This is a genomic window from Microcystis aeruginosa LEGE 91341 (genome assembly GCF_015206885.1).
Classification (GTDB): domain Bacteria; phylum Cyanobacteriota; class Cyanobacteriia; order Cyanobacteriales; family Microcystaceae; genus Microcystis; species Microcystis aeruginosa_H.
This window is the reverse complement of record NZ_JADEXY010000169.1, coordinates 1-8060: the sequence shown is the minus strand read 5'-3', so window position 1 is coordinate 8060 and position 8060 is coordinate 1. Positions and strand designations below refer to the sequence as shown.

Here is an 8060-nt window from a genome sequence, read left to right as displayed (position 1 = left end):
GTTTTCGCCACGACCCCGGCGACTGTTCGAGTTTTGTCAGGGAGATTATGGTGGTGACCCTTGCTACGAAGCGGTCTTTTCCGACCAAGGTTGGGACGGTCTACCACCTCTCTCAATATACAAGGTTGGGCTTCGGCCGTGAGCTCAGCCGAACGGTTGAAGCATGAAACCCAACGCCGGCATGGGTTACGCTACCGCTAACCCATCCTACAAATAATTTTGCCTCCTTGCTTAATAATCCTAATGAGTCTCCAAATGTATCCTTTTTTGAACGAAAATGCCTAAGTCCCAATGAGTCTCCAAATGTATCCTTTTTTGAACGAAAATGCCTAAGTCCCAATAGGCTAAAAAATTAATTAAACCAGAGCTTGGTTCTATTCTAGGAAAATCCAAGCAGCTCAAAGATGTATTCTTCTTAAAATTATCTTGGCTCTTCTCGACTTTGTGTGATAATTTTTGCCAATGAAATTCTGAAATGTTTACTGGGAAAGACTTTTAGGGCTATTTTGTTAAATAAATAAACTATCATTATAGGCCTCGTTTCCACACAGAAACCAGAAAAGCCAAATCCTTGCCTAATCGAGATTTGCATGATATTATAAAAAAATAATTAAAGCAGAAAAATCTGGGTAAATTGGGGTAGATTTGAGTAGATTTTAGGGGAGGCTAAGTATATTGGCAATCTCTGCTTTTAGTAATTAGAAATAAAATCAACCGGAAAAAGGGGATTGCCGAATGAAGAATAAGAAAGCGGAATTCAGAGAAGGAGGAAGGGAGTGAAGTCAATGTTAAGGAGCGGCTCTAATAATCGAAAAGCCAAAATTAGCAAATCATCGCCTAATTCGGCGAAACTGGTCAAAAAATATGGATAAAGTCCAGGTTATCGTTGTAGAAGATCACGATTTAACCCGCATGGGCTTAGTGACGGCTCTCCAGCATCGGGAGGGTATTCAAGTGGTAGGGGAAGCGATCAGTGGATTACAGGGACTGAAGCTGCTAGAGGAGACTAAACCCGATGTGGCGATCATCGATATAGGTTTACCCACGATCGATGGCATCGAGTTAGTGCGACGCTTCCAACAAAATCGGGGCGAAGACAGCTTGGCCACGAAAGTCCTCATGCTAACCATGCACAAAACCCCAGAACTGGTTTTAGCGGCTTTTGCTGCTGGGGCTGATTCCTACTGTATGAAGGATATTAGCGTCGATAAATTAGTCGAGGCGATTTATTGCACCTACGAAGGTAATCCCTGGATCGATCCTGCGATCGCCAATATTGTCCTGCAACAAGTGCGCCAAAAAGTTCCCGTGGGTGGGGCTGCCAGGTCGAAAACAGTGGCAATTCACGGCCTTGACTCGGAATATCGTCAATTATTGGAAAATGCGCCCCTAACGGGACGAGAGCTAGAAATTCTCGATCTGATTGTTGCGGGTTACAGTAACGCTCAGATTGCCGACCGACTCTATATCACCATCGGCACGGTGAAAACCCATGTCCGCAATATCTTAAATAAACTCTCTGTGGATGATCGCACTCAAGCGGCAGTGTTGGCCCTGCGATCGGGATTAGTAGCTTAAAAAAAACCGGCATCCTAACCATATAGGATGCCGGTTCGGTCAAAACTAAAAACTAGACTGACGCTGCCACTTTTGCTTCGGCTGCCATTAGTTTTTCGTAGGTTTCACGCATTTTGAGACCGACTAACACCTGGAATAAACCTGTACCATTGGTGGAACCGGGATAATCCTTGTGTTTGAGCAGTAATTCGGTCATTTCACCGTAGTATTTAGTGCCGGTTTTGCTCAAATGGCTTTCGATGTAGATCATTTCTTCGAGGTTATCGAATTGACCATCTAGTTCCAGAATCGACACTTCATTTCCCAAGAAGCCATCCGGACCATAGTAGAGTTTAATACCGGGATAAGTGCAGGTCAATTTACGACCACAGGGCCGCCAATCGATGGTGGAACCTTCATCAAACAGATAAGCGGGTTCAAAGTTTTCTACCCCTTCTTTCTGGATTAAACGGACCCGTAGTAATTTACTTTCGTGATCTTCAAGTAATTTGGTGGGCAGCACTTGAATCACCACGTCAGCGTACTGTCTTTGGGGATCGATATAGGCACTGAAATCGGGTTTTCTAGAATTAATGGCCGCCATCACATCATCATAGGTGTGACCGCGCTCGGCCATATCCCGTTGAATTTTCCAGTTAACTTTGACTTCATCGCTAATATCGAGATAAACGCTGAAATCTAATAGAGACCGGACTCGTTCATCATATAAGGGGTGTAGTCCCTCGATCACGATTACCTTATTCGGTTCGATGATTTCGGGGGGATCGATCATCCCCGTTTCATGATTATAAATAGGTTTATTAATGGCTTGACCTCCCTTAAGAGCCTTAATCTGCTCATACATCAGGTCAAAGTTATTCGCTTTCGGATTGAGTGCGGTGACACCCACCTCTTTTCTCTGTTTGCGATCGAGGCAATGGTAGTCATCTAAACAGATCACTGTCATAAACTCGGCCCCGAATAAATCGGTCAAACGACGTAAAAAAGTAGATTTCCCACAACCGGAGTCCCCAGCTACACCGATTAGAACCACGCGCTCTGGCTTATTGGCCATAGTTTCCCTCTAAATACACGACTAATTGTTAACCCATAGTATGTAATTAAACCAGACTCTGGATCCAGTAGCACCCCGCCGCTACAAAATTTCTGCTGCTGACAGGTTCGGCAAGAGCCTCACGCTAGAATGAGTAGGTATTTAATACTAGATATTCTGTTCAGATCATACCGGAATCAGTGACCAAAATCAGTTATCAGTTATCAGTTATCAGTAAACAGTGATCAGTGAAAGGACAGCACTGTTAATGCTATTTACTCCTCCTTACTAAAAACCCAGATATGATAACTGGTAACTGATCACTGATCACTGATTACTGAGACGGTGCGGTGGATGTGGAGAAATTTAGTCATTTCCTCCACTGCTAGAGGGGAACTGATGCGATTGCCTTGCATTCTCTCACAACCTAATTCTTGCAGGATTTCTAATTGTTGTTGGGTTTCTACTCCTTTGGCGATCGCTATTAAGTTAAAACTTTTCGCTATCGCCAGCAATGACGAGATAAAACGGGTATCTTGGGGAGCATCAGTCAATTTTTTTGTTAAAGATTGCTCTATTTTTAGTTTTTTCACGGGAAATTGACCGAGATAGGCGATCGAAGCGTAACCGCTGCCAAAATCATCGAGGGTAATACTAATACCCAATTTCTGCAAATCCCCAAGAATTCGACCGGTTTCGCGGCTATTTTCCAGTAAACTTGTCTCGGTTATTTCTACCTCCAGAAAGAAAGGCCCGATTTTGCTTTCAGTCAAGACTTCTTTGAGGTTGGTGAGCAGCTGGGGATCGCGCAATTGGTGTGGGGACAAATTGATCGAGATGGGAGTGTATAATAATCCCCGCTGCTGCCATATTTGTGCCTGTTGACAGGCATTTTTTAGTACCCAACGATTAAGCTCAAGGATTAACTCGCTTTCTTCAACTAAGGGTAAAAAACGATTAGGGGGGATTAATCCGAATTGAGGGTGTAACCAGCGCAATAATACCTCCAATCCTTCCACTTGCCCCTGAGTGATATTAACCTGCGGTTGATAGTAAAGAGCTAATTCATTATTTCTCATTGCCTGATAGAGAAAATATTCAACTTTAGAACTACGATTATTTTTGGGGTGAACATTAACGGACTCTATCTGGGAGTTATTATTTATATTATTCTTGACTGCTACTAAATTTTCCTCCAGTTTCTGTAATATTACTTTCCTATCTGTGCCGTCAGGGGGATAGATAACTGAACCTAAACTTAATCGCACGGCTAGGGAGTGATTTTCGATTTCGTAATTACTTTCTAGGGTTTTAATAATTCTTTGACCAACCTTTTCTAGATCATTAGCATCATTAATTTGTGGCAGCAGGATAATAAATTCGTACCCTCTCCAATGGGCGACCATATCGTCTGATCGCAAACTTTTTCTTAAACGTTCAATTAAGATTTTTAATAGTTTATCTCTCAGTCGATAACCTAGTTGACTGTTGACATTTCTTAGCCGCCCCGCGTCCACCAATAAAAGCCCGATCAGTTTATTATTTTTCTGGGCATTATTAATGGCAGTTGAAAGGTATTCATTAAAAAGAGAACGGTTAGGTAAATCCGTGAGAACAACCGAAGAATATTCCTCTTGAGTCTTACTATTAAAACTTATGATTTGCGATGGAGCTTGATGAAGAATTAAGGTACTTTTTGCATGGAGGTCATCATAGCTAGAATCGGTTCCATTTTCCGTCGGATTTCCTTGAAACTGTCCTAGACTTTCAACTGGTTCTCGCTCTCTTTTTTCTTGACTGACTATTAAATGAAAACTGGCATTTATATCACAGCCAAAGTTAATTAAATCACCATCTTTTAATTCATGAACCAAGCATTTATTCCCATTGACATAAATGCCATTATGACTTTTATTTCCCTCTAAATCACCATCAAGAATCCAATAGGAAAAATTTTGGCGATCAATACTCTTTTTAATTAAAGTCGCATGATAGCGAGACGCGTGTTTGGAGCGAAGAACAATTTGATTATCGGACTTACGACCCAGAGAATAGTTCATGTCCTCTAGGGTAATTGTTTTTCTACCTTGAGGATCTTCCACAATCAGGAGATAACGGGAATTGGATGAACCATTAATCATTTTTTCGGCACCTCGACAAAAGTAAAAATATAAGTTAATTTGTTCTCTCAAAAGCTATGACTTATTCGTCTTTAAGTTAATTTATTTTCTCAATAAAGTGTTGGGGGTAATTCGGAACAGTTACTTAACAGCAATTGTGTCACATCTTCGGGGTTCAAAGTCAGAGTCAACCAAAATCCTTGTACTTCTTCACAGTCGAGACGTTGGCAAATATCCAACTGTTGTAAACTTTCTCCCCCGACGGCAATAACTCGTAAATTCAAATTCTGCCCTAGGCTGATCATAGTCGATAACATGGCTAAATGCTTGGTTTTTGATGGTAAAGATTGGATAAAGGTTTGATCAATCAATCTTCAAACTGTCGAAGGTGTATTTATAAATATAACTTAATCAGGAATAGCCTGTGGCAAAATTATCTAAAACTAACTGCATCCCTAATTCCCGCAGGTCCCTTAAAGCTGAGTTGGCAAAGCTCTCATCCCCCATGATGCAGTTTTCATTAATTTAGACCTGCTGCATCTCACATTTGCAGAAATACCGACAATCAGCAATAAACTAATACAAATGTACGGATAGCCGCCTGTAAGCATCCCACTTGCAAAGCTAATGCTTTCTGAACTTTGGGAGAGGTGCTTCCTCCAGGGACATCTAAAACCACACACGCGGTTCGCGAAGTCCTGTCCTCCCTAACGGGTTTCGGGGAGTAGAAACCCTCAAGGGCCGAGATTGAGTGATAAAATCAGAAATAAAGCCCTATTTTAAGTAGTCGTGCAAAATTAATTTCCTAGTCGGGACAGGAGACGGGAGACGGGAGACAGGAGACGGGAGACAGGAGACAGGAGACGGGAGACGGGAGACGGGAGACGGGAGACGGGATAAAGCTATTAGAGATCGGATTTGAGTTTTCAGTTCTCTGTTTGCTCACCACCGCAGAAGTCTGACGGAGTAGTGGCTTAGATGTGTAATTAATTGTGCTTAGATAGTTAGCAGAGATTTTTCCTTTAAAAATCTCAACTTAATAAATTTACAAAAATGAGATGTACCCCGGAGGAGTTCTCCCTATGGATAGCAACCGATTAATCGAAGAATTAAAAAATCCCGACTTTTATCCTCATTCTGTCAAAATTCCCGTTCAAATTATCCAAACCCATGCTTCAATTATCTTCTTGACAGGAGATTATGCCTATAAAGTCAAGAAATCAGTTAATTATAATTTTTTGGATTTCTCCACTTTAGAAAAGAGAAAATATTATCTAGAACAGGAACTAGAGTTAAATAAAAAAGTTGCCGCTAATATCTATCTGGAAGTTTTGTCAATTAATGAAGAACAGGGTAGCATAAGTTTAAATGGCAAAGGAAAAGTAATAGAATACATTTTAAAAATGAATCAGTTTCCTCAAGAATGTTTACTAAGTAAAATTTTTGAACGGGGAGAACTAACGGAAAAAGCGATCGAGTCTTTGGCTCAAAAAGTGGCACAATTTCATCGACAAGCTGTGACTAATTCCTATATTACTCAGTTTGGCAATTTAGAAGTTATTAAACAAGCTTTTGATGAAAACTACCAACAAACCGAGAAATATATTAATTTTGTTCAAACCCAAAAACAATACGATGAAACAAAAGCTTATACAGATAAATTCTTCGCAAAACACCGAGATTGGTTAGAGGAAAGACAAATAAAAGGGATGATTCGCGAATGTCACGGCGACTTACATTTAAATAATATCTGTCAGTGGCAGGGAGAAATACAATTATTTGATCGCATAGAATTTAATGAATCTTTTCGCTTCGTTGATGTCATGTATGATATTGCTTTTACAGCTATGGATTTAACCGCTAGGGGGAGAGAAGATTTCGCTAATTTATTTGTCAATACTTATCTAGAACAAACCGCAGACTGGGAGGGTTTAAAAGTCTTGCCTCTCTACCTGACTAGACAAGCGTATGTGAGGGCAAAAGTCAATAGTTTTCTGCTTGATGGTGACAGTTTTTCTGAGAAAATTAAAGCCAATGCACAGGATTATTATCAATTAGCTTGGCAGTACACCCAACCGCAGAAACTGAGATTAATTCTGATGTCGGGATTTTCTGCATCGGGTAAAAGTACCATAGGGAAAGTAATTGCTAAAAATCTTAATGCTATTCAGATTCGTTCCGATGCAGTTCGCAAACATTTGGCTGGAATTGACTTAAATCAAAGAGCAAGTCTAGATATATATAGTCTCGAAATGAGTCAAAAAACCTTCGCTAGACTGGCGGAATTAGCCCGAATTTTAATAACTTTAGGTTATCCAGTTATTCTCGATGCACGCTATGATAAATATGCTTGGAGAGAACCCTTATTAACCTATGCCCAAAATTTACATATTCCTTTTCATATCGTCCATTGTCACGCACCTATAGAAGTTTTAAAACAACGGATTGCCGCTAGAAAAGGCGATATTTCTGATGCTACTATCGAGGTTTTAAATGCTCAAATTGAGAAAACAGAACCTTTTCATGAAAGGGAACAACCCTATCTAATTTCCCTAGACACTACTAATCCCAATTGGCCAGAATTTTTGGAGAGTCAATTAGGTAAATAGGTTGAGATGAATCAATGATATAAAGCAGCAACAAGTAGAAGCGATTATGGAAACTGTAGTGTTAAATATCGATGCAGTTAATCTGACCGATGAACAATTTTATCATCTCTGTCAGGCTAATCAAACATGGAATTTAGAACGTAATCAAAAAGGAGAATTATTAATTATGCCTCCCGTGGGTGGAAATACTGGTAAACAGGAAGCTAATTTGATTGTTAAAGTTGGGGTATGGAACGAGCAAACTCAACTTGGTGAGGTGTTTAGTTCTTCGACAATTTTTCGTTTACCAAAGGGAGGATATCGTTCTCCTGATGTTGCTTGGATAAAACGGGAGAGATGGGAAGCTTTGAGCGCAGAAGAGCGAGAAAAGTTCCCACCTTTATGTCCCGATTTTGTGATTGAATTACGTTCTCGTACTGATTCCTTAACCTCTTTACGCGAAAAGATGCGCGAATATTTAGCCAGTGGTTTACGTTTGGGTTGGTTGATTAATCCCCAACAACAGCAGGTGGAAATATACCGACTAAATAGCGGTGTGGAAATTATTAATTTACCTGCTATTTTATCTGGGGAAGATGTCTTACCTGGGTTTGATTAGGGGTCGAGAAGGTCGTCACCGACCTCCCCTCCCATTCAGAACCGTGCATGAGACTTTCACCTCACACGGCTCCTAGTTTGACTGTTCCTTTGTTAAGGATACAGCTTGACTTCTTTTGGTTG

6 protein-coding genes are annotated in these 8060 nt (G+C 40.6%); 3 read left to right on the top strand and 3 right to left on the bottom strand.

Annotated elements, in window-relative coordinates:
• The first annotated feature begins 864 nt into the window (after positions 1 to 864).
• The gene (locus tag IQ234_RS18750) at positions 865 to 1578 is read left to right on the top strand and encodes a response regulator (RefSeq protein ID WP_193958189.1); all 714 of its coding nucleotides are present in this window, start codon (positions 865 to 867) and stop codon (positions 1576 to 1578) included.
• A gap of 52 nt (positions 1579 to 1630) precedes the next feature.
• On the opposite strand, the gene IQ234_RS18745 is transcribed toward IQ234_RS18750, so the two are convergent.
• The 3 genes from IQ234_RS18745 to IQ234_RS18735 form a co-directional block, all read right to left on the bottom strand.
• Positions 1631 to 2632: a phosphoribulokinase gene (locus tag IQ234_RS18745; RefSeq protein WP_002740086.1), complete on the bottom strand. Its 1002-nt coding sequence runs from the start codon at positions 2630 to 2632 to the stop codon at positions 1631 to 1633.
• Between the two features lie 299 nt (positions 2633 to 2931).
• Entirely contained in the window at positions 2932 to 4752 is a 1821-nt protein-coding gene (locus tag IQ234_RS18740) for an EAL domain-containing protein (RefSeq protein WP_193958188.1), read from the bottom strand.
• A gap of 89 nt (positions 4753 to 4841) precedes the next feature.
• On the bottom strand, positions 4842 to 5102 hold the full coding sequence (locus IQ234_RS18735) for an EAL domain-containing protein (RefSeq protein ID WP_193958187.1): 261 nt from the start codon (positions 5100 to 5102) through the stop codon (positions 4842 to 4844).
• A gap of 711 nt (positions 5103 to 5813) precedes the next feature.
• On the opposite strand from IQ234_RS18735, the gene IQ234_RS18730 reads away from it, so the two are divergent.
• Together IQ234_RS18730 and IQ234_RS18725 are read left to right on the top strand one after the other, a co-directional pair.
• The gene (locus IQ234_RS18730) at positions 5814 to 7340 is read left to right on the top strand and encodes an AAA family ATPase (RefSeq protein ID WP_193958186.1); all 1527 of its coding nucleotides are present in this window, start codon (positions 5814 to 5816) and stop codon (positions 7338 to 7340) included.
• Between the two features lie 46 nt (positions 7341 to 7386).
• Positions 7387 to 7938, top strand: coding sequence for a Uma2 family endonuclease (locus IQ234_RS18725; RefSeq protein ID WP_193958185.1), 552 nt, complete (start codon positions 7387 to 7389; stop codon positions 7936 to 7938).
• Positions 7939 to 8060: the final 122 nt, after the last annotated feature.

What these genes read in the sequence shown, in the direction of transcription:
- IQ234_RS18750 (WP_193958189.1), top strand. Translation starts at nt 865, where the DNA reads ATGGATAAAGTCCAGGTTATCGTTGTAGAAGATCACGATTTAACCCGC.
- IQ234_RS18745 (WP_002740086.1), bottom strand. Translation starts at nt 2,632, where the DNA reads ATGGCCAATAAGCCAGAGCGCGTGGTTCTAATCGGTGTAGCTGGGGAC.
- IQ234_RS18740 (WP_193958188.1), bottom strand. Translation starts at nt 4,752, where the DNA reads ATGATTAATGGTTCATCCAATTCCCGTTATCTCCTGATTGTGGAAGAT.
- IQ234_RS18730 (WP_193958186.1), top strand. Translation starts at nt 5,814, where the DNA reads ATGGATAGCAACCGATTAATCGAAGAATTAAAAAATCCCGACTTTTAT.
- IQ234_RS18725 (WP_193958185.1), top strand. Translation starts at nt 7,387, where the DNA reads ATGGAAACTGTAGTGTTAAATATCGATGCAGTTAATCTGACCGATGAA.